General features: G+C 57.8%; 22 protein-coding genes. 13 read left to right on the top strand and 9 right to left on the bottom strand.

Annotated features, from left to right (window positions below; all coding sequences use genetic code 11):
- Window positions 1-76 precede the first annotated feature (76 nt).
- Window positions 77-1,336: a lipid IV(A) 3-deoxy-D-manno-octulosonic acid transferase gene (waaA, locus tag KUV52_RS05200; protein ID WP_222524878.1), complete on the top strand. Its 1,260-nt coding sequence runs from the start codon at window positions 77-79 to the stop codon at window positions 1,334-1,336.
- Here waaA and KUV52_RS05195 read toward each other — a convergent pair.
- Entirely contained in the window at window positions 1,306-2,037 is a 732-nt protein-coding gene (locus KUV52_RS05195; RefSeq protein WP_222524877.1) for a 3-deoxy-D-manno-octulosonic acid kinase, read from the bottom strand. The two genes, waaA and KUV52_RS05195, sit on opposite strands and share 31 nt — an antisense overlap.
- Window positions 2,038-2,106: 69 nt before the next feature.
- Here KUV52_RS05195 and KUV52_RS05190 point away from each other — a divergent pair, with 69 nt between their 5' ends.
- From KUV52_RS05190 to KUV52_RS05175, 4 genes are all read left to right on the top strand, one after another.
- Window positions 2,107-3,165 carry a glycosyltransferase family 9 protein gene (locus tag KUV52_RS05190; protein WP_222524876.1) on the top strand — a complete coding sequence of 353 codons (1,059 nt, stop codon included), beginning with the start codon at window positions 2,107-2,109 and terminating at the stop codon, window positions 3,163-3,165.
- A 66-nt stretch (window positions 3,166-3,231) separates the two neighbouring features.
- Window positions 3,232-4,572, top strand: a complete 1,341-nt coding sequence (locus KUV52_RS05185; RefSeq protein WP_222524875.1) for a UDP-glucose dehydrogenase family protein — start codon at window positions 3,232-3,234, stop codon at window positions 4,570-4,572.
- A 2-nt stretch (window positions 4,573-4,574) separates the two neighbouring features.
- Window positions 4,575-5,576 carry an NAD-dependent epimerase gene (locus KUV52_RS05180; RefSeq protein WP_222524874.1) on the top strand — a complete coding sequence of 334 codons (1,002 nt, stop codon included), beginning with the start codon at window positions 4,575-4,577 and terminating at the stop codon, window positions 5,574-5,576.
- Between the two features lie 113 nt (window positions 5,577-5,689).
- On the top strand, window positions 5,690-6,799 hold the full coding sequence (locus tag KUV52_RS05175) for a glycosyltransferase (protein ID WP_222524873.1): 1,110 nt from the start codon (window positions 5,690-5,692) through the stop codon (window positions 6,797-6,799).
- 135 nt (window positions 6,800-6,934) lie between these two features.
- On the opposite strand, the gene KUV52_RS05170 is transcribed toward KUV52_RS05175, so the two are convergent.
- Complete coding sequence (locus KUV52_RS05170; RefSeq protein WP_222524872.1) at window positions 6,935-7,951, bottom strand: CDP-glycerol--glycerophosphate glycerophosphotransferase; 1,017 nt, start codon at window positions 7,949-7,951, stop codon at window positions 6,935-6,937.
- Between the two features lie 111 nt (window positions 7,952-8,062).
- On the bottom strand, window positions 8,063-8,974 hold the full coding sequence (locus KUV52_RS05165; protein ID WP_222524871.1) for a glycosyltransferase family 2 protein: 912 nt from the start codon (window positions 8,972-8,974) through the stop codon (window positions 8,063-8,065).
- Window positions 8,975-9,481: 507 nt separating this feature from the next.
- On the opposite strand from KUV52_RS05165, the gene KUV52_RS05160 reads away from it, so the two are divergent.
- From KUV52_RS05160 to KUV52_RS05150, 3 genes are read left to right on the top strand one after another with little or no spacing between them, the layout of a single operon-like run.
- Window positions 9,482-10,159 carry a hypothetical protein gene (locus KUV52_RS05160; protein WP_222524870.1) on the top strand — a complete coding sequence of 226 codons (678 nt, stop codon included), beginning with the start codon at window positions 9,482-9,484 and terminating at the stop codon, window positions 10,157-10,159.
- A gap of 2 nt (window positions 10,160-10,161) precedes the next feature.
- Window positions 10,162-10,557 carry an adenylyltransferase/cytidyltransferase family protein gene (locus KUV52_RS05155; protein ID WP_222524869.1) on the top strand — a complete coding sequence of 132 codons (396 nt, stop codon included), beginning with the start codon at window positions 10,162-10,164 and terminating at the stop codon, window positions 10,555-10,557.
- Between the two features lie 21 nt (window positions 10,558-10,578).
- Window positions 10,579-11,427 carry a hypothetical protein gene (locus KUV52_RS05150; RefSeq protein ID WP_222524868.1) on the top strand — a complete coding sequence of 283 codons (849 nt, stop codon included), beginning with the start codon at window positions 10,579-10,581 and terminating at the stop codon, window positions 11,425-11,427.
- A 37-nt stretch (window positions 11,428-11,464) separates the two neighbouring features.
- On the opposite strand, the gene KUV52_RS05145 is transcribed toward KUV52_RS05150, so the two are convergent.
- Window positions 11,465-12,226, bottom strand: coding sequence for a glycosyltransferase family 25 protein (locus KUV52_RS05145; RefSeq protein ID WP_222524867.1), 762 nt, complete (start codon window positions 12,224-12,226; stop codon window positions 11,465-11,467).
- A gap of 320 nt (window positions 12,227-12,546) precedes the next feature.
- Here KUV52_RS05145 and KUV52_RS05140 point away from each other — a divergent pair, with 320 nt between their 5' ends.
- Both KUV52_RS05140 and coaD read left to right on the top strand, forming a co-directional pair.
- Window positions 12,547-13,488: a hypothetical protein gene (locus tag KUV52_RS05140; RefSeq protein WP_222524866.1), complete on the top strand. Its 942-nt coding sequence runs from the start codon at window positions 12,547-12,549 to the stop codon at window positions 13,486-13,488.
- Window positions 13,489-13,512: 24 nt separating this feature from the next.
- A complete protein-coding gene (gene coaD, locus KUV52_RS05135) occupies window positions 13,513-13,998 on the top strand; it encodes a pantetheine-phosphate adenylyltransferase (RefSeq protein ID WP_222524865.1) in 486 nt (161 codons plus the stop codon).
- Here coaD and mutM read toward each other — a convergent pair whose 3' ends face one another.
- The 5 genes from mutM to radC all read right to left on the bottom strand — a co-directional run bounded on the left by mutM (window position 13,999) and on the right by radC (window position 16,799).
- The gene (gene mutM, locus KUV52_RS05130) at window positions 13,999-14,811 is read right to left on the bottom strand and encodes a bifunctional DNA-formamidopyrimidine glycosylase/DNA-(apurinic or apyrimidinic site) lyase (RefSeq protein WP_222524864.1); all 813 of its coding nucleotides are present in this window, start codon (window positions 14,809-14,811) and stop codon (window positions 13,999-14,001) included.
- Between the two features lie 9 nt (window positions 14,812-14,820).
- Window positions 14,821-15,288: a hypothetical protein gene (locus KUV52_RS05125; RefSeq protein WP_222524863.1), complete on the bottom strand. Its 468-nt coding sequence runs from the start codon at window positions 15,286-15,288 to the stop codon at window positions 14,821-14,823.
- Between the two features lie 278 nt (window positions 15,289-15,566).
- Complete coding sequence (gene rpmG / locus KUV52_RS05120; RefSeq protein WP_013343654.1) at window positions 15,567-15,737, bottom strand: 50S ribosomal protein L33; 171 nt, start codon at window positions 15,735-15,737, stop codon at window positions 15,567-15,569.
- An 11-nt stretch (window positions 15,738-15,748) separates the two neighbouring features.
- Window positions 15,749-15,985, bottom strand: coding sequence for a 50S ribosomal protein L28 (gene rpmB / locus KUV52_RS05115; protein ID WP_013343653.1), 237 nt, complete (start codon window positions 15,983-15,985; stop codon window positions 15,749-15,751).
- A 130-nt stretch (window positions 15,986-16,115) separates the two neighbouring features.
- Complete coding sequence (gene radC / locus KUV52_RS05110) at window positions 16,116-16,799, bottom strand: RadC family protein (RefSeq protein WP_222524862.1); 684 nt, start codon at window positions 16,797-16,799, stop codon at window positions 16,116-16,118.
- 74 nt (window positions 16,800-16,873) lie between these two features.
- Here radC and coaBC point away from each other — a divergent pair, with 74 nt between their 5' ends.
- The 3 genes from coaBC to slmA are packed head-to-tail and all read left to right on the top strand — an operon-like array spanning window position 16,874 to window position 19,144.
- Entirely contained in the window at window positions 16,874-18,076 is a 1,203-nt protein-coding gene (gene coaBC / locus KUV52_RS05105; protein ID WP_222524861.1) for a bifunctional phosphopantothenoylcysteine decarboxylase/phosphopantothenate--cysteine ligase CoaBC, read from the top strand.
- On the top strand, window positions 18,073-18,531 hold the full coding sequence (gene dut / locus KUV52_RS05100) for a dUTP diphosphatase (protein ID WP_222524860.1): 459 nt from the start codon (window positions 18,073-18,075) through the stop codon (window positions 18,529-18,531). Before coaBC ends, dut begins: the two co-directional genes overlap by 4 nt.
- Before the next feature lie 19 nt (window positions 18,532-18,550).
- Window positions 18,551-19,144 (top strand): nucleoid occlusion factor SlmA, encoded by a 594-nt coding sequence (gene slmA, locus KUV52_RS05095; protein WP_222524859.1) that lies wholly within the window; start codon window positions 18,551-18,553, stop codon window positions 19,142-19,144.
- Window positions 19,145-19,170 lie beyond the last annotated feature (26 nt).

The raw sequence follows: 19,170 nt of genomic DNA, 5'->3' as shown, positions 1-19,170 counted from the left end.
GCTTCACAAATCGTTAGCATTTGAAAGCCCATCGCCCCTTCCCTATCATCAAGCCAAATACCCGCTGGGACCTGCAATGAATCGCCTTCTCTACAGCTTGCTGCTGACTCTGCTGTTGCCTGCCATATTGATCTATCTGCTGTGGCGCAGCCGAAAAAACCCGGAATATCGCCACCGCTGGAGTGAACGATTCGGGCTGACTCTGCCCCAAATCAATGACGCCATCGTGGTGCACTGCGCTTCCATGGGGGAGACCCTGGCAGCCGTACCGCTGATCGAGGCACTGATGGCGCGTTATCCGGGCAAGCCTATCTTGGTGACCTCCTTTACACCAAGCGGTTCTGAGCAAGTCAGACAGCGCTTTGGAGACCGGGTGGCGCACTGCTATCTGCCGCTGGACCTGCCTTTTGTCGTCGCGCGTTTCGTTAAACGACTGCGCCCCAGCCTGGTGGTCCTGATGGAGACCGAGTTGTGGCCCAATCTGATCCACCAGTGCCACAAGCGCCAGGTGCCCGTGATGCTCTCCAATGCCCGTATGTCCGAGCGAAGCGCCCGGGGCTATGCTCGATTCCGTCGGCTGACCCGCCCCATGCTGGCCGAGCTGGACGCGGTAGCCGCGCAAAATGCGGAAGATGGAGCCCGACTGGTGACCCTCGGACTGGATCCCGCCAAGCTGACCCTGTGCGGCAGCCTGAAGTTCGATCTGGATCTGTCCCGGGCCAACCTGGGTGACCTGCAACAGGCCCGGGAGACGGGGTTTGGGGATCGGAAAATCTGGTGTGCCGGCTCTACCCATCCGGGCGAATTTGAACAGGCGCTGGCCGCTCACCGTGCTTTGCTGAGGCTCCACCCCGATCTGCTGATGCTGTTGGTTCCTCGGCACCCGGAGCAGTTTGAGCACGCTGAGACCCTGGCGAAGGAGGCGGGATTTGAGACCGTGCGCCGCAGCGCAGGTGGCAATGTTGCGCAAGCCGTTCAGGTGGTGATTGGCGACACCATGGGAGAGCTGCTGACCCTATACGGACTGGCGGACGCCGCCTTTGTCGGCGGCAGTCTGATCGAACGGGGTGGGCACAATCCTCTGGAGCCCGCCGCACTGGCCAAGCCGGTGCTGATGGGCCCCCACTTTTTCAATTTTCAGGAGATTGGTCAGACTCTGCTGCAAGCCGGTGGCATGGCGTTGGTCAACAACGCCGATGAGCTTGCCGATCAGTTGGAGCATCTGCTGTCACTGCGCAAGCAGGCGGAACAGATGGGTCATCAGGGGCAGCGCGTGGTGGACACCAATCGCGGCGCCACCGAGCGTCAGCTGGCGCTGGCCAGCACCTTGTTGTAACCCGCCGTCAGGGCCGCCCAGTCGGCCCCATCGTCGTAGCACAAGCTCTCAACCCGCCCCTGCTCCTTGAGCAGGGAGCGGCGCAGACGCGCCAGGTTCGCCTGCTGCCAATCCGTGCCGGGCTGTCGCAGTTCACCACGGTCAAAGTCGATCAGATAGAACTGCTCCTGGCTCAGCAGGATGTTCCGGGCATTGAGATCCGCGTGATAAACACCGGCCCGGTGGAATCGGGCCAGCACGGCGCCCAACTCCTGCCAACGCTCCGCTGCCATCGGCTGGCCACTCAACACCTTCACCAGATCCCGGCTTTGCGGCAATTTGGCGGTGATCAGATCTGCCCGATAGGTCAGTCCGGTTCGGGTCAATCTGGCAGCAATGGGCGTTGCCACAGGTAATCCCTGCTCATGAAGGGCGATCATCAGGGCCAACTCCCCATAGGGACGTGAGCGGGTTTCCCCCAGATAGAGATAGCCGTCCTTAAAGATCTTCCCCGGCAGCCCGCCCCGCCAGTAGTGGCGAAGCACATACTCCTGCCCGTCCTGTTGGAAGAACCAGGCAGGATTACGGCCAGAGCTGTCTGAGCTTCCCGTGACCCACCCTTGGGCCGTCAGCCACTCTGGATCAAACCAGTCGGCATTCAACGAGGCCGGAGCAAGGGGCGCAAGCAGTACGCGATGAGGGGGGAAGCTAAGGATATTCATGGGCTTTTCCTTGGTAGAGCCGGGTATTTTATTTACACTTTGCCCACCTCGGCAAATGTTATGCCTGCAATGTCCGACAGCAACAGCCTTCTACTGGCCCCCAAAAAACTCTGTATTCTGCGCCTCTCTGCGATTGGCGATGTTTGTCATGCCGTTGCGGCGGTGCAGGCGATCCAGCGTCGCCACCCGCAGGCTGAGATCACCTGGGTTGTGGGCAGGATTGAAGCGGCCTTGCTGAAAGGTTTACCCGGTGTGGAACTGGTTCCCTTTGACAAGAGTAAGGGGTTCCAGGGCTACCGCGAACTCTGGCAACGCCTTCAGGACCGCCATTTCGATCTGCTGTTGCATATGCAGGTGGCATTGCGGGCCTCCCTGGCCACTCTGGGCATTCGGGCCACCCTCAAGGTGGGTTTTGACAGGGCCCGGGCCAAAGAGGGGCAGTGGCTGTTCACCAACCGTCGTATCGCTCCCCAGGCGGAGCCTCATGTACTTGACGGGTTTATGGGGTTTGCCCGATCTCTTGGCGTCACTGACACGACACCCCAGTGGCAGATCCCGGTTTCGGAGCAGGACACGGCGTTCGCCCGGGCGCAGATCCCCGACGATACGCCCACGGTGCTGATCTGTCCCTCCGCCAGCAAAGATGAGCGCAACTGGCTTCCTGAGCGCTACGCCGAAGTGGCGGACAACCTGGCTGAGAGGGGTTATCAGGTGTTGCTGTGCGGTGGTCCCGCCCAGCGGGAAAAGCGGTTAGCCAACGCCATCGTCCAGCATGCCCAGGCACCACTTCGAAACCTGGTTGGGCAAACCAGCCTCAAATCACTGCTGGCTCTGATTGCCCGAGCCAAAGCGGTGCTGGCACCAGACACCGGCCCCACTCACATGGCGGTCACTCAGGGCACTCCGGTGGTCGCCCTGATGGCGCACTCCAATCCACAACGCACCGGCCCCTATGGGCAACAGCACTACACGGTGTCCTGTTACCAGCACCACGTCGAGCAACAGAAGGGGCGCTCCCTGTCCGAACTGCCTTGGGGCACCCGCGCCAAAGGCCCTGACCTGATGGCCAGCATTGAGACCTCCGCGGTACTGGACGCACTAAATCTCGCCCTGTCACAAAACCACTGAAATCCGTGCATATACTTTGACCAGGTTGAAGTTACTTACGGTCTTGCCTGGTAGAGGGGTCATTGCATGAAAGTCACGGTATTCGGTGTCGGCTACGTTGGCCTGGTTCAGGCCACCGTATTGGCGGAAGTGGGTCATGACGTCTGCTGTGTTGATGTCGATCAGGATAAAATCGATCGTCTGAACCAGGGCCTGGTCCCCATCTATGAGCCGGGACTGGAGCCGATGGTGAAACACAATCACGACTCTGGGCGACTGACGTTCACCACCGATGCGGGCCTTGGCGTTCGCCATGGCCGGGTGCAGTTCATCGCGGTTGGCACCCCGCCGGATGAGGATGGCAGTGCCGATCTTCAGTACGTGCTTGCGGTCGCCGAAACCATCGCCCGCCATATGGACGCCCCCAGGGTGGTGGTGGACAAGTCCACCGTGCCGGTCGGAACCGCAGACAAAGTGAAAGCCCGCATCGCCGATGTCCTGGCGCAGCGGGATGCACCTCTGCCGTTTCAGGTGGTGTCCAATCCGGAGTTCCTCAAGGAGGGCGCCGCCGTCAACGACTGCATGCGTCCGGATCGTATCGTCATCGGCAGTGATGATGAGGAAGCGATTGAGGTGATGCGCGAACTCTACGAGCCCTTCAACCGCCAGCAGGATCGCACCGTAGTGATGGACGTTCGCAGTGCCGAACTGACCAAATACGCCGCCAACTGCATGCTGGCCACCAAGATCTCCTTTATGAACGAGATCGCCAATCTGGCTGAGAAGCTTGGGGCCGACATTGAGTCGGTGCGCCGTGGCATCGGGTCTGATCCACGCATCGGCTACCACTTTATCTATCCGGGCTGCGGTTATGGCGGCTCCTGCTTTCCCAAAGATGTGCAGGCGCTGATCCGTACCGCGGATGGCATTGGCCATGACGCGAAGATCCTGAAAGCGGTCGAACAGGTCAATGAGGCGCAGAAGCACGTGCTGATGCGCAATATCCGACGCCACTTTGGCGATGATCTACTGGGTAAAACCATCGCCGTCTGGGGCCTGGCGTTCAAACCCAATACCGATGATATGCGCGAAGCCCCCAGCCGGGTGCTGCTGCAGGCCTTATGGCAGGCCGGTGCCAAGGTTCAGGCTTATGACCCGGAGGCAATGGAGGAGACCCAGCGCCTCTTCGGCCACCGTAATGATCTGGTGCTGATGGGCACCAAGGAGGCGGCACTGAAGGGGGCCGATGCCCTGGTGATCTGCACCGAATGGCAGGCATTTCGGGCTCCGGACTTCGATTTTATTCAGCAGGAGTTGAGCCAACCCGTGATTTTTGACGGTCGCAACCTGTATGATCCCGAGCGTCTGGCCAAGCGCGGCATCCACTACTACGGTATTGGCCGCGGCCTTAGCATTATCCAGGAGTAACGATGAAAATTTTGGTCACCGGTGCCGCCGGCTTTATCGGTTTCTATGTCAGCCAACGCCTGCTTGAGCAGGGCCACCAAGTGGTCGGCCTGGATAATCTGAATGATTACTACGACGTCAGCCTGAAGGAGGCCCGTCTCGACCAGTTGACGTCGTCCGAGCATTTCGAGTTTGTGCGCCTGGACCTGTCTGACCGGGAGGGGATGGCCGCCCTGTTCCAACGCCACCAGTTTGATCGCGTAGTGCACCTGGCCGCTCAGGCTGGCGTGCGCTACTCCCTGGACAACCCGATGGCGTACGTGGACAGCAACCTCACCGGCATGGTGACGATTCTTGAAGGGTGCCGACAGACCAAGGTGCCGCACCTGATCTACGCCAGCTCCTCCTCCGTCTATGGCATGAACAAGAAAGTGCCTTTCGCGGAAGCGGATGCGGTGGATCATCCGGTCAGCCTCTACGCCGCCACCAAGAAATCCAACGAACTGATGGCCCATACCTACAGCCATCTGTACGGCATTCCCACCACCGGTCTGCGCTTCTTTACCGTCTATGGCCCCTGGGGACGCCCTGATATGGCCGCCTTCAAGTTCACCAAGAAGATCCTCGCCGGTGAGCCCATCGACGTGTACAACTACGGCAAACTGAGCCGGGATTTCACCTACATCGACGACATCGTCGAAGGGGTGCTGCGAGTGATGGAGAACATCCCCACCGCCGATGCGGAGCGCACCACTGACCGCCCGGACCGTTCCACTGCCCCCTACGCGCTCTACAACATCGGTAACCACCAGCCGGTGGAGTTGTTGACCTTTATTCAGACGCTTGAGCAGGCCCTGGGCGTAAAAGCGGAGCTGAACCTGATGCCGATGCAGCCGGGCGACGTTTACACCACTTATGCCGATACCGACAACTTGCGTCAGGCCGTCGGCTTCAGCCCGGACACCTCGCTGGCCGAAGGCCTTCAGCGTTTTGCTGACTGGTACCGGAGCTTCTACCGGATCTAAATCAGAAAAGGGGCAAAAAAACGGGGATCGCTGAGCGATCCCCGTTTTTGTTCTGGTTGCGAACAGCATACCAAGGGTAGATTTAGGTATCCGTGTTCAGCATAAGACAAACCATGAACCCGATCCGCGCCCTGATCATCGAGCGGGAGTACCGTACCAACATCAATCCCATCCGGCCTGAAGCGGCCCAGGTGGCGGCTCTTCATAAGAGTGGCGAGGTTGAGGTCACGGTGATGTGCAATCCGGGCAGCATTCTGGAGGGATTTTACCAGGAGCGCGGTATCGAAGTGATCCCGCAACCGTTGGAACGAAAACTCTCCCTCGGCGCCATTCGCCATATCCGTCGGGTGATTCGGGAGCGCGACATCCAGATCCTGCACCTGTTCTCAAATACGCCGGTCAGTAATGGGGCCACTGCCGCCATCGGTCTGCCGGTGAAAGTGATCGCCTACCGGGGCCAAACCGGCAATATCCGACGATTCGATCCCTCCAGTTACCTCTCCATGCTGCACCCCCGCATCGACAAGATTATCTGCGTCGCCAAAGCGGTAGAACAGGATCTGGCGAAGCACGTCTCCCGACCGGAGCGGCGATTAACCACTGTCTACAAAGGACACGATCAAAGCTGGTACCAACATCCCCCTGCAGATCTGAGTGCGCTCGGACTGCCGGATAACGCATTCAAAGTCACGCTGGTGGCCAATCTGCGGCCGAGAAAAGGGCTTCAGGTGCTGATGGACGCCACCCACCACTGGCCGGAAGGCCACGCCATCCACCTGCTGCTGGTGGGGGCCGACCCCAACAACCCCAAGATCCAAAAGATGATTGCCGAAAGCGGGTGCCCCGCTCAGATCCACCCTTTGGGCTGGCGCAATGATGCCCCGGAAGTCGCGGCTGCCTGTGATTTGGCGGTGTTGCCAACCATCAAGCGGGAGGGGCTGTGTCGCGCAATTCTGGAGGCCAACTCATACGGCACCCCGGCGGTGATGTCCGATACCGGCGGCAATGCAGAGTTGGTGGCAGATGAGGAGACCGGACTGATTGTGCCACCCGGCGATGCCCGGGCGTTGGCGGACGCCATCTACCAGCTCTACCTCAACCCCGCCCTGACCGCTCGTTTTGGGGCAGCGGCCCGGCAACGGGTGATCGAGCACTTCAATGTGGAACAGGGGGTGGAGGCTACCCTGGCGGTCTATCGGGAGCTGGCCTCGGAGTTGGATTAAGGGGAGGGATGGAGATGGCGGGCTATCCAATGCTGCCGATGCACGGCAAACACCCAGCACCGGAGATCAGAGGGGTGTTTCGGTCATTACCATTTTTCCGAGAATCCGTTTCTGACGCTCAAAAACAGTCCATCTTCAGAACACGCGGTAATAGCTCAGCGCCCGACGGATTTTCAACTTCCTGAGAATATTCCAGGGCTTGGGCCGGACTCCTTGCGCCACCACCTGTTCAACCGCCTCCAGCACCCGTTGACTGGCCCGACCGTCCAGAGTGGGATGCACCTGGTCCAGGTAGCTCTCAATCGCGGCCAGCAGTTTGGGCTCGGGCGCCAACCCCTGGGCCAACTGGCTGACGAGCTTATCCGCCTCGTCAAAGTCCAGCAGACAGGGTTGCGGCTGGCTGTTGCGATAGGTCACCACCACCTTGCCCATCATCAGGGCTTCCGTTACTGCACTGGAGGTGTCGGACAGCACCAGATCCCCCTCCCCGAACACTTTAAGCAGATCTCCCTCTTCGCTTACCACCAGGTTGGGCCCCTGAATGGCGCGATAACGGGCCACCCACTCCGGATCCATCTTGGGGTGGAACTTCACCACAAAGCGGAAGGCTCCCTGCTCGCTGAGGACCTTGATCGGCTCAAACAGATCCGGAACCGAGGTCAGTGCCGGTGAGAAGGTTGGCGCGTACACCACGGTGGGGGGTGATGAGAGCGGATGGACAGCCCCTCCCAGGTAGGGATCCATCTTGGGCCAGCCGGTCTCAATCACCTCAAAATAGCCACCATGCTGTTGTGACAGAGTACGAAACCGCTCTGTGGTGATGGGCCCATGGGTGCAGTAGAGATCGAAAAACCCCCGGATACGGAAGTGCCCCTTTTTCTTCCACTCAAGCCCATGGAATACCTGTACCTTCACCCCGGGGAAAAAGTCCGGCACCACATTGCCCGGCACGAACACCGCCCGAGGATCGTAAGCCTGCACCTCGGCAACACGGTTCAGCGCCACCTCATCCTGCGCCAACGACGCCGGCTGCACTTTATCCCCCTTCAAAAACCAGCGAACCTCTCCTCCCTGAGCGCGGATCTCCGCCTGCAGCGGGCGCAGAATGGAGAAGGAATAAGGCTGCTCGATATAGAAAAGGTAGCGGTGCATAGGTCAGGGCCAGTTCGACAGAGTGTGGGAATTGTATACACGGTACTTTCTGTGGGGAAAGCGCGCAGGTGAACGCACCACAAAAAAGCCGCCCTGGAGGGCGGCTTGTTGTCAGCGTCCGATCAGCGCCGATTTGATGCGTCGGATGGTCTTACGCAGCAGCGAAATCTGGCTGCCCTGCTGATAACGCCCCTTTTCCGCGTGACGGATAAAGAGCACGTTGGGCACGGAAATCGGCGTGCCCTGGGTGCCCAGCAACCAGCGGAAAGCGCGATCTTCATAGCACTTGCTCCAACGCGGCATCGGCTTCTGATACAGCTTCAGGTCCTGACAATAGCCACACGCCCGGGCCACATCACCATGAGCAATCTGAATCGGCCCGGTGGCACGGCTGAACTTACGCACGGAGAAGCGCGTCAGGTCGAGTTCCATCAGGCGAGGATGACGCTTTGCCTCCAGAATCAGCGGGTCATCCTTGGGCAGCAGATCGGTCGCCAGCATCTGCTCCGGATACACCAGATACTCCTGACGCCCCTCCAGTTGAGTGGCCAGGGTATCCAACGCCCCTTCATGGAACACCACGTCACAGTCGGTAAACCAGATCCAATCTGCCTGAGTCGCCTTAGCTGCCCGGTTGCGCCCAATGGCACGGCGGAACAGTTCCTCTTTGGGCATGGCCTGGAAATTCCAGGTGACGTTCTCCACCTCCATCGGACGGAAGAAATCGAGCAGACGTACCGTATCTTCATCCTCTTCGGAGTAAAACACGGTATGCACCACCTTCATCGCTTTGGGCGCATGGTTTACCAAAGAACTCAGCTGATACAGCTGAAATTCGGAGTACTTCCAGCAGTGGCTGACAATCTCCAGAGTGATCGGCCCCTCGGCCGACGTCAGTTCACTTTGTTTGGGCAAAGCGGAATTAAACCAACGCCCCGGAATCCAGCCAGAAGCGGCCAGACGCAACCCGGCTTCCTGCATGGTTTCCCAGAGAGTGAAGTCTGATACCTGTCGCGCTGTCATATGAACCACTCAGTTCACCGCCCTCAGAAGCGGTACTCGTCATCAAAGGCGTGGATTATACCCTGAACACCGATACCGTTTCACAGTTAATGACCAGGCCCAATCCAGTCGCTTAATCAAAAAACTCGCTGCAGTCGGGAGGGGCGCATGCACTGCCGACAAGTGATGTCGCTGTCACCGCAATCTGGATTGGACTCACCCGAGCCCGCCATCCGGCGGGGGTAGGGAAGGCTGTTGGCCGGATACAAATGCCTTGGCAGCAGCCATGGAAGAAATTTGCGATCTTGGCCATAAAACCCGCCCTTTCTGGGTCGGGAATTCCGCCACAATTCGAGAAGGCATAGTGCATATGCTAGACTCTCGCCCCTTCGGTGACGACGATGACCTGAGGGATTATATCGTCACAGCGAGACTACTTTTTTCCAACATATACAATGAAGTATGCGTTTAGCCCGATGGGTTTTCGCACCGGACTTGAGAAAGAGCTGACGATTTCGGAGATTAAAAATGGGACTGAAAACCCTGCTGTCAAAATTGGGAATAATCGAAAGCAACAAGAAAGATTACTCCCATCTCTCTGAAGAGGTTCTGGAACTCGTCAGGGCACTGAAGGAACCGGTTTTCCCCATGTTTGGGACGCTACTCTCTCTTCATCGGGACAAGGCTTTCCTGTTCGCAGACGATTACGACTTTGCCTTTTTTGACCGCTCATTGATGTCTCTTAAGTTCATCGAGAAGGTGGAGTCGCTCGGAGCCTCATTGAAAGGGGCATCCGTAGTCAATGACGAACTCATCGAGTTGAGCTTTACCTATAAGAAAGTAGGGATCGACTTCTTTTACCTCTCAAACGAGGCGGGGCGAAGCGTTCACCTTTGCCCGAATTTCCGTACCGGCAACAAAGTAAAAAGCAAAAAAGGCTCTATCAAGCTAAGAAACTTTGATAGCTACTTTTCAGTCAGTTACCCCGAAATTGAGCTCCATCACGATGAATCGCTCGGCTTAATGATGCCGACTGACCCGGTTTCCATCTTTGAGCAGCACTACGGAAACGATTGGAATATCAAAAAAACCCGTAACTTCATTGATTTCAATAACTACACTTTCACTCAAAAAGACGCTCAGTGTTATGCGGGATCATCCGAGAAGCTTAAAGCCATGCTCATTGATAAAGGATTGCTGGTGTAATTATGCAAAAGAGAGTCATCACATTCGGTACGTTTGACGTGTTCCACGTTGGACATGTCAACATTCTGGAGCGCTGCGCTTCATTGGGAGATACCTTGATCGTTGGTGTTTCCAGTGACGCGCTCAATATGTCGAAAAAGAATCGCGCACCGGTTTACAACCAGTATGACCGACTCAAAATTATTCAGTCACTGAGTTTTGTTGATGAGGTGTTCTTCGAAGAGTCTCTGGAAAAAAAACGTGACTACATCAACTACTATCGTGCTGATGTGCTTGCGATGGGTGACGACTGGGAAGGCAAATTTGACGAGTTCAATGACATCTGTGAAGTCGTCTACTTTCCACGAACCCCCTCCATATCAACCACAGAGATTATCGAGATCGTAAAGTCCATCTGACCTTTTTATGCCGGTGTGGATATGACAAATGCAAGTGAATGCGTCATCTTGCGCTGTGCTCAGTTCGGCCAGCAAGAAAGGGCGCTTTTCTCCCTGCTCCAAAGTGCTTTTGGAGAAGGTGCCGCCTTCATCGCTGTCGATTCGACGGAGATCGAGGGTGAAGCCAACATCTGCTGTCTCCCCGACTACGTCAAAACTCATCGACTTGATGTCGGTATTAATAGGCTGGGCTGGCGTTGTGGCGACCACTGCTTTTACGGCGTCTATGAGCGCCGCAGTGATTTTGATTATTACTGGCTGATCGAAAGCGACGTCTACGCCGACTCAGAAGCACTGAAGAAACTGACCGCTGAATCCCGGAGTCGCACCGAGGATCTGTTGATCCACCGGTTCAGGGAACTGGAGCCCTCCGCCACCTGGGCCAGGCACTACCACCGCTACTACGATGAAACCTCTTATGGCGGCTTTTTTCCTCTCGTCCGCCTCTCTAACAGGGCGGTCGCGTATCTGCAGTCAGAAAGAGTCGCTTTGGCTCAACGCTACGATGGATCCCGCTTTTACCCCAACGACGAATCTTTTGTCTGTGGCAGACTGGCTAACCATGGGTTCTCATGCGCGTCATTAAACCTGACCCGACTTGGCAAATTTAACCTGATACGAAAGCTGAGAAAACACGTTGAGAAGGGGCTACTGCATCACCCTGTCTACGATGACATTGATGAAGTTGTCACCAAAGAGAAGCGCTTTATCAGGAAGAATTTCTATCGCTTAAGATGGGGCCAACTCTATCGCTCATTGAAGGCGATCCATGCCGAGAATAACGGGGACATGCGCCTTGTTATGAGGCATCTGCTCTCAATCTTTGTCTGAAAAAGGCTGCCTGCGATGGGCAGCCTTTTTTGATGCATCAGGAGCGGATGTCGTCCAAAATCTGTTTCGGCATGGCGTGAAACTTGGAAGAGATGGAGAACGCCAGCTTGAGCTTCATCCGTTTCAGCCTGGAGTAATCACGCACTTTGCGATGGCCAGAGATGGCATCAATATCGCTTTCCTCCCCCACGTGGCTGACCAATGTCGGTGACACCCCCAGTACCCTCAGATCATGCAGCCACCAGTGGCGAATATCCTGATCAATCGGTCGGCCAAAGCGTTCGGACATGGCCAGGATCTTCCGGGCGCCCTCACGGGAGATGATCTGCGCTACGGTGCCGGAAGGCACTTTGGCCGTTACGGTCAGGCTGAACTGCTCGGTCACCTTCAGGGCATCAATCGCCTTCTTGGCGTTGGGGCCTTCATACAGCTTCACGATGTCCCAGTGCTGATGAGAAGCGGCGGCTTTCTCCACAAACTCCCGGCTTCCGGGAACCAGCTCGGCGTCATCCTCCAGCACCAGGCCGTAATCCAGGCCACTGTCCAGGATCTGCTGGCACACTTTGCGATGACTGAGATAACAAGCCACTTCACCCGCTTTCATCGGTCGATAGTGCAGCGTTTTATTCAGCGCTTCACAGTAGTGCTCGGCAATCTCCTGCTCAGTCAGTTTTGAGCCATCAACAGCGGCTACGCGCTCAAAGGGGATACCTAAAGCATCAAGATTCTTCGATATCCCTTCCATTCGTTCTGGGCTTCGATCCAGATTGATCACAAAAGCCTTGAGAGTATTGGGCATGGTTTTGTTCCCGAAACTGATCGCACTAAACCGGCGATGGTAACACGCTGCCGGATTATCAATGGACACTTTCAATGCCAGCGCTGTTCCAGCGCACAGTTTTCGCAACACCATCGAAGTGACCTGGGATAGGGATTTCTCTAAAGCCCGGCCCTGGCTGCACTAGGATTCACAGATGGCGCCGTTTCCCTTCCTATTGCGAGCACCCATACGCTAAGGTCGTAAGGCGACCAGTCGCTTTGTGGACAACAATCTAAACCGTGATTCAACCAAAAAGCACTGTCACTGCCGTCCATGATGGAGAAGATTACGGGGAATCGATGACCACTGCCTCAGCCTCAGCCAAGATGGCAACGCTTCTGCTGATCCCCCCTGCCGGCCAGCAGGGCGAAGAGCTGCTGCTCAACTACCTGGCGCTTGCCGCCACACTGGACGGCAAGGTGGCGATCCACTGGGCGGGATACCAGCAACGTCCGAACCAGGTCGCCTTCAAATCGATCCCCGATTTTCTTTTGTGCCACCCCGGCACCACAGTGATCAGCCATTGCCCCCTACCCGAAACCTGGCCTCTGGCGGGGGCCAGAGTGATCCTGACGCTATTGCCCCAGCAGCTGAGAGGCCTATCCCGGCGAAGCCCTGTAGAGGCGATCTGGGTTCTGGATGGCTGCGAATTATCCCTATGGGATTGGCTGCGAATTATGCTGTGGCATCGACCCCGTCCCCATCCTTTTTCGCTTTGGGTCCCAGAGGTTGAGCCCGATCCCAGCCTGACGCCCGGTTACCTGTTTGCCCTGAGCAGTCGGCTTAGCCCTGCGGAAAGGGAATTGGTCAGTGAAGTGGCTCAGGTGGTGGCGATAAAGCGGCAATGCCCCACCTACCTTTGGATGCGGGGCTCGTCTCCCCCGTCACTGCGAGGCGTTACCGTGCTGCCCGCTGACGATGAGCCATTGCTGATCCAACACCTGAACGTCGCCCGCGGTGTTATCAGCGACAGCTGGCACCGCTTGCTGACCTCCGCCAGCGCCCGTCGGCCCACTCTGGCGCTCACGGAGCATCCCGCCCCACTCTATCGCGCCGCGAGACGGGCGGGCATAGAGAGCTGTGCATTGACTCGGCAAGGCCTGACTCAAGCGGTGCTCAACCTCACTCAGGTGCCACGGGTGCAGCCGGAAAACCAGTGTCGAAACGCAGCGGCGATGCTGTGGCCGGATTCTGAAGACGCACTGGGCTCTGACGCCCTGTCTGGATACACTAGCCCCTAATCATTTTGTCAGTGACTTCAAAACATGACCCAAACCGCCATCTATCCCGGTACCTTCGACCCCATCACCAATGGCCATCTGGACCTGATCCAGCGCGCCAGCCGCATGTTTGATCGCGTGATTGTCGGCATTGCCGCCAGCCCCTCCAAGCGCCCCCTGTTTACCCTGGAGCAGCGAGTGGAGCTGGTGAAGACCGTAGTGGCAGAGATGGGCAATGTGGAAGTGGTGGGCTTCTCCGGCCTGCTGGCCGAGTTTGCCCGTCAGCAGAACGCGCATGTTCTGATCCGGGGCCTGCGGGCCGTGTCCGACTTTGAGTATGAGTTTCAGCTGGCCAATATGAACCGCCGCCTCAACCCGGATCTAGAAAGCGTGTTCCTGACCCCATCGGAGGAGAACTCCTTTATCTCCTCAACTCTGGTCAAAGAGGTGGCCCTGCACGGCGGTAACGTGACGGAGTTCCTGCCGCCAGCGGTTCAGACCGCGCTGAACGAAGCGCTGGCCAAGCGCTGATCAACGCTGACAGTGGCCACAATAGACGGTGGCCCGCTGCCCCAGTTTGATCTCTTTCAGTTCCGCCCCGCACTGAACGCAGGGCTGCCCGCCCCGGCCATAGACGTTCAGTTGTTGAACAAAGTAACCCGGCTTACCATCGGCCTGGGTAAAGTCCTTTAAGGTGGTGCCGCCCTGCTCAATGGCTCGGGCCAGCACCGCCTTGACCTCCTCCACCAACCGCTCCAGACGGGCCTTGCTGAGCTTGCCAGCCGGCTTTTTGGGGTGGATCCCGGCAGCGAACAGCGCCTCATTGGCGTAGATGTTGCCTACACCCACCACCACATGATTGTCCATCAGCGCCGTCTTGATGGCGCTGGTTTTGCCCTTGAGCGCCGTTGCCAACTGCTCCGCATTAAACGCCAGAGTCAGGGGCTCCGGCCCCAGCCGGTTCAGAAGCGGCTGCGCGTCCAGGGGCAGTTGCCACCAGATCGCCGCGCCAAATCGTCTTGGGTCGTTCAGACGCAGCACCGCGCCGCTGTCCAGCACCAGATCCAGATGATCGTGCTTACCAGGCTCAGGAGCCGGAGAAAGCACCCGCAGACTGCCCGACATGCCCAGATGCAGGATCAGTACACCGGCGTCCGTTTCCAGAAGCAGGTATTTGGCGCGTCGACTGACACTGCGGATGGGTTGGCCGGCCAGTTGCTGGATCTGAGGGTCCACGGGCCAACGCAGCTTGGGGTTACGAACGATCACTTCCGTGACGGCCCGTCCTTCCAGGTGGGGGGTGATACCGCGTCGGGTCACCTCCACCTCGGGCAATTCCGGCATGGGTTCTCCTTATTGCGGGGTGGTGTCTGTTGGCGGTTCCGGGGGCAGCAGCAGCGCCATATCCTGGTTCACCAGCCGCCACCATTGAGGCTGACCCAGCATCTTAACGGCCGCCTGCTGGGGGTACAGTAGCGCGGTTTGTGGCGCAGAGCCATTGTCCAGATACACATCCACCTGTATCGGTGTCGTAGGTTTGGGGTCCGGCTCCGCAATCGGCACCAGACGGGCCTCGTGCCAGGCCTGAATCAGTCGCTGCAACAAGGCTTCCGGGTAGGCGGGAGAGGAACGGATTTGATGGGCTTCGGGCCGGACAATCAGGTCGGCATAGACCAGCGCCTCAATCCCGACGGATTCCGGCAGCAAGGGATGGCTGTTACCCGATGGGGAGGTCATCCTGCCGGTGGAGTAAAGCAGTGCACCCGCTCCGATCACCAGAAAGATCAGCCAGTTGTTGTATGTTCTGCGTGACCTTGCCATGCCTGCCTCCCGCGCCAGATGGCGAACCTAACTCCATTGAACCTGTTATCGGCAGGAAAGTCAGCCACTTAAAAAAACAGCCTCCCGATAGGAAGGCTGAAAATGTGTGAGTTTTTGCAGGGATGCGATGAGTTGTTGCTGTCATCACAGGAACACCATACTCTGCCCCAGCTCCAGATGCAAACAATTATCATTTGCATGATGTTATTTAATAAACCCACTCGCCAAATAACAAAAAACCCGGCCAAGGCCGGGTTTTCGCAAGAGGCAAAAATCAATTACTTGATCTTGGCTTCTTTGTACATAACGTGCTGACGGATGGTCGGATCAAACTTCTTGATCTCGAATTTTTCCGGCATGTTACGCTTGTTCTTGTCGGTGGTGTAGAAGTGACCGGTACCAGCAGAGGAAACCAGGCGGATCTTCTCACGAATGCCTTTCTTAGCCATCGTTCAGCTCCTTAAATCTTTTCGCCACGGGCGCGCAGTTCGGTCAGAACAGCTTCGATGCCCTTCTTGTCGATAATGCGCATGCCCTTAGTGGAAACACGCAGCTTAACGAAACGCTTTTCACCTTCAACCCAGAAACGGTGGGTTTGCAGGTTAGGCAGGAAACGACGCTTGGTAGCGTTGTTAGCGTGGGAACGGTTGTTCCCGGTTACCGGGCGCTTGCCAGTAACTTGACATACTTTAGACATTTCAGTCTCCAAAACTTTGCTCGAGCTATCACTGTGCCTCGTATGGCCGTCGCCCGAGGCACACGAAGGGCGCATTTTATACAAGATCGCCTGATAAAGATCAAGCGATCGACGCCGACGAGATCGGCTTTCAGAGCCAACCACGTTCGGCAAAGGAGCAACTTTGTCCCCGTCCTACCACAAGATGGTCAAGTACGGTGACATCCACCAGAGCCAGAGCCTGCTGGATTCGACCGGTTATATGACGGTCTGCCTGACTGGGCTCAGCCACACCCGAGGGATGATTGTGGGCCAAAATCACCGCTGCGGCATTCGCCTGCAAAACGGTTTTGACCACTTCCCGGGGGTAGACCTGCGCCGCGTCAATGGTGCCACGGGACAACTCGACGGTCTGAATGACACGATGTTGGCTGTCCAGTAACAGCAGCATAAATCGCTCCTCCTCCAGGCCCTGCAGGCGATGACGCAAGTAATCACGCACGGCATGGGGGGAACTCAAGGGCTCGCCACGCTGCCACTCTATCGCTAGGTAACGGCGGGCCAGTTCCAAGGTGGCATGCAATTGTACGTATTTCGCCTCGCCAAGGCCACGGATTGCGCAAAATTGTTGCTTTGACGCATTCAACAAGTGACCCAAATCGCCAAACTCATCGAGTAACTGACGAGCCAACGCCACAGCACTGGTGCCCGACACGCCGGTGCGAAGAAAGATCGCCAGCAATTCGGCGTCACTTAACGCCTCCGGCCCCTGTTTCAGTAGACGTTCTCGAGGCCGCTCTGACGCGGGCCACTGGGCTATCGATTTCCCATCCACGGGCAGCCATCCTTGCCGAGTTCATCCCATATCTGTGTTATCTTAGGCCCAATTTTGGGCAACCGGCTAACAGCATGAGCCTATCGAATCGCAACATCCTTCTGGGCATCAGTGGCGGCATTGCCGCCTACAAGGCCCCGATCCTGGTGCGCCGCCTGCGTGAACAGGGGGCCAATGTCCGTGTGATCCTGACCAAGGGCGCCAAAGCGTTTGTCACGCCGATGAGCCTGCAGGCCGTTTCCGGGCATCCGGTGGTGGACGATATTCTCGACCCGGCCACCGAATCCGCCATGGGCCATATCGACCTGGCGCGCTGGGCCGATGCAGTGATTGTTGCTCCTGCCAGCGCCAACTTGATCGCCCGTCTGGCGGCGGGCATGGCAGACGACCTGCTCACTACCGCCTGCCTGGCCACCACCGCGCCGGTGTACCTGGCTCCGGCCATGAATCAGCAGATGTATCTTCATGCCGCCACCCAAGCCAATCTGGAAACGGTTGCCCGCCGGGGAGTGACCCTCTGGGGCCCGGACAGTGGCGATCAGGCCTGCGGTGAAGTGGGTCCTGGGCGGATGTGGGAACCGGAAGCGATCGTGGAAGCCACCGTTGCAGCGCTGAACGATGGGCCCAAACCTCTGGCTGGCAAAAAGCTGCTGCTGACCGCCGGCCCCACCCGGGAAGCCCTTGACCCGGTGCGCTTTCTCTCCAACCACAGCTCCGGGAAGATGGGCTTTGCTCTGGCAGAACAGGCTACCGCGCTGGGTGCGGAGGTCACGCTGGTGAGTGGACCGGTGAACCTCGCCACCCCTTCCGGCGTCACCCGCATCGATGTGGAATCGGCGGAACAGATGCTTGAGGCGGTACTCAACGCCCTGCCCGGCCAGGACATCTTTATTGGCTGCGCTGCCGTGGCGGATTATCGTCCTGTCGCCGTTGCCGACAACAAGATCAAGAAGTCCAATGAGCGAATGGTCGTCGAACTGGTTCGCAACCCGGATATTCTGGCCACCGTCGCCCAACAGCAGCCCCGTCCCTTTACCGTGGGGTTTGCCGCTGAAACGGATAATGTGGAACAATACGCCCGCGATAAATTGGCCCGTAAAGGGCTGGATCTTATCGCCGCCAACGACGTGTCCAAGCCGGATCAGGGATTCAATGCCAACCATAACGCCCTGACCCTGTACTGGGCCGATGGCCAGAAGAGCCTCGGTCACAGTGATAAAGGGCAACAGGCACGATTGATGTTAGACACCATTGCGGACCACCTAGCCTGCCGATGAAAACGCCGATTGAACTGAAGATCCTCGATTCCCGTCTGGGAAGTGAATGGCCCCTGCCCGATTACGCAACTCCGGGTTCCGCTGGCATGGATCTGCGCGCCATGCTGGACACCCCACTGACTCTGGCACCGGGCCAAACCGAGCTGGTGCCTACCGGTCTGGCTATCCACATCGGCGACCCGGGCCTCGCGGCCACCATCCTGCCCCGCTCCGGCCTGGGCCATAAGCACGGCATCGTGCTGGGTAACCTGGTCGGCCTGATCGACTCCGATTACCAGGGCCAGCTGTTTGTATCGGTTTGGAACCGTGGCCAGGACAGCTTCACCATGAACCCGGGCGAGCGCATCGCTCAGCTGGTGTTCCTGCCTGTCGTGCAGGCCGCGTTCAAGTTGGTGGATGATTTTGACGCCTCTTCCCGCGGTGAAGGGGGCTTTGGTCACTCAGGGACCCTGTAAGACGGAGCTTGCTGCCACGATGGCAACCAACAACAAGAAAAACCGCCGCGAACACATCCTTCAATGCCTGGCCCGGATGCTGGAAACTTCTCCGGGACAGCGGATCACCACGGCAAAACTGGCGGCGGAAGTCGGCGTATCCGAGGCGGCACTGTACCGCCATTTCCCCTCCAAAGCGCGGATGTTCGAAGGGCTGATTGAGTTCATCGAAGAATCCCTGCTGTCCCGCATCAATCTGGTGATGCAGGAGGAGAAGGACACCATGGTGCGCTGTCAGCTGATGCTGCAACTGCTGCTGACCTTCGCCGAGCGCAACCCGGGCATCACCCGGTTGCTGACCGGCGACGCCCTCACCGGCGAACAGGACCGTCTGCGCGGTCGCATCAATCTGCTGTTCAACAAGGTGGAAACCAACCTGAAGCAAGCGCTGCGCGAAAAGAGCCTGCGCGAGGGCCAGGGTTTCTACCTTGAAGAGGGGATGCTGGCCAACCTGCTGCTGTCCTGGGCTGAGGGCCGTATCGCTCAGTTTGTGCGCAGTGAGTTTAAAGAGCTGCCCACCAAAAACTTCTCTGAGCAGTGGGCCTTTATCCAGCGCCAGTTGCTGCAGAGCTGAGTGTCAGCCCAATAAAAAACGCGCCG

This window comes from Ferrimonas balearica, assembly GCF_019802055.1.
Lineage (GTDB): Bacteria > Pseudomonadota > Gammaproteobacteria > Enterobacterales > Shewanellaceae > Ferrimonas > Ferrimonas balearica_A.
This window is presented reverse-complemented; position numbering and strand designations above follow the sequence as displayed.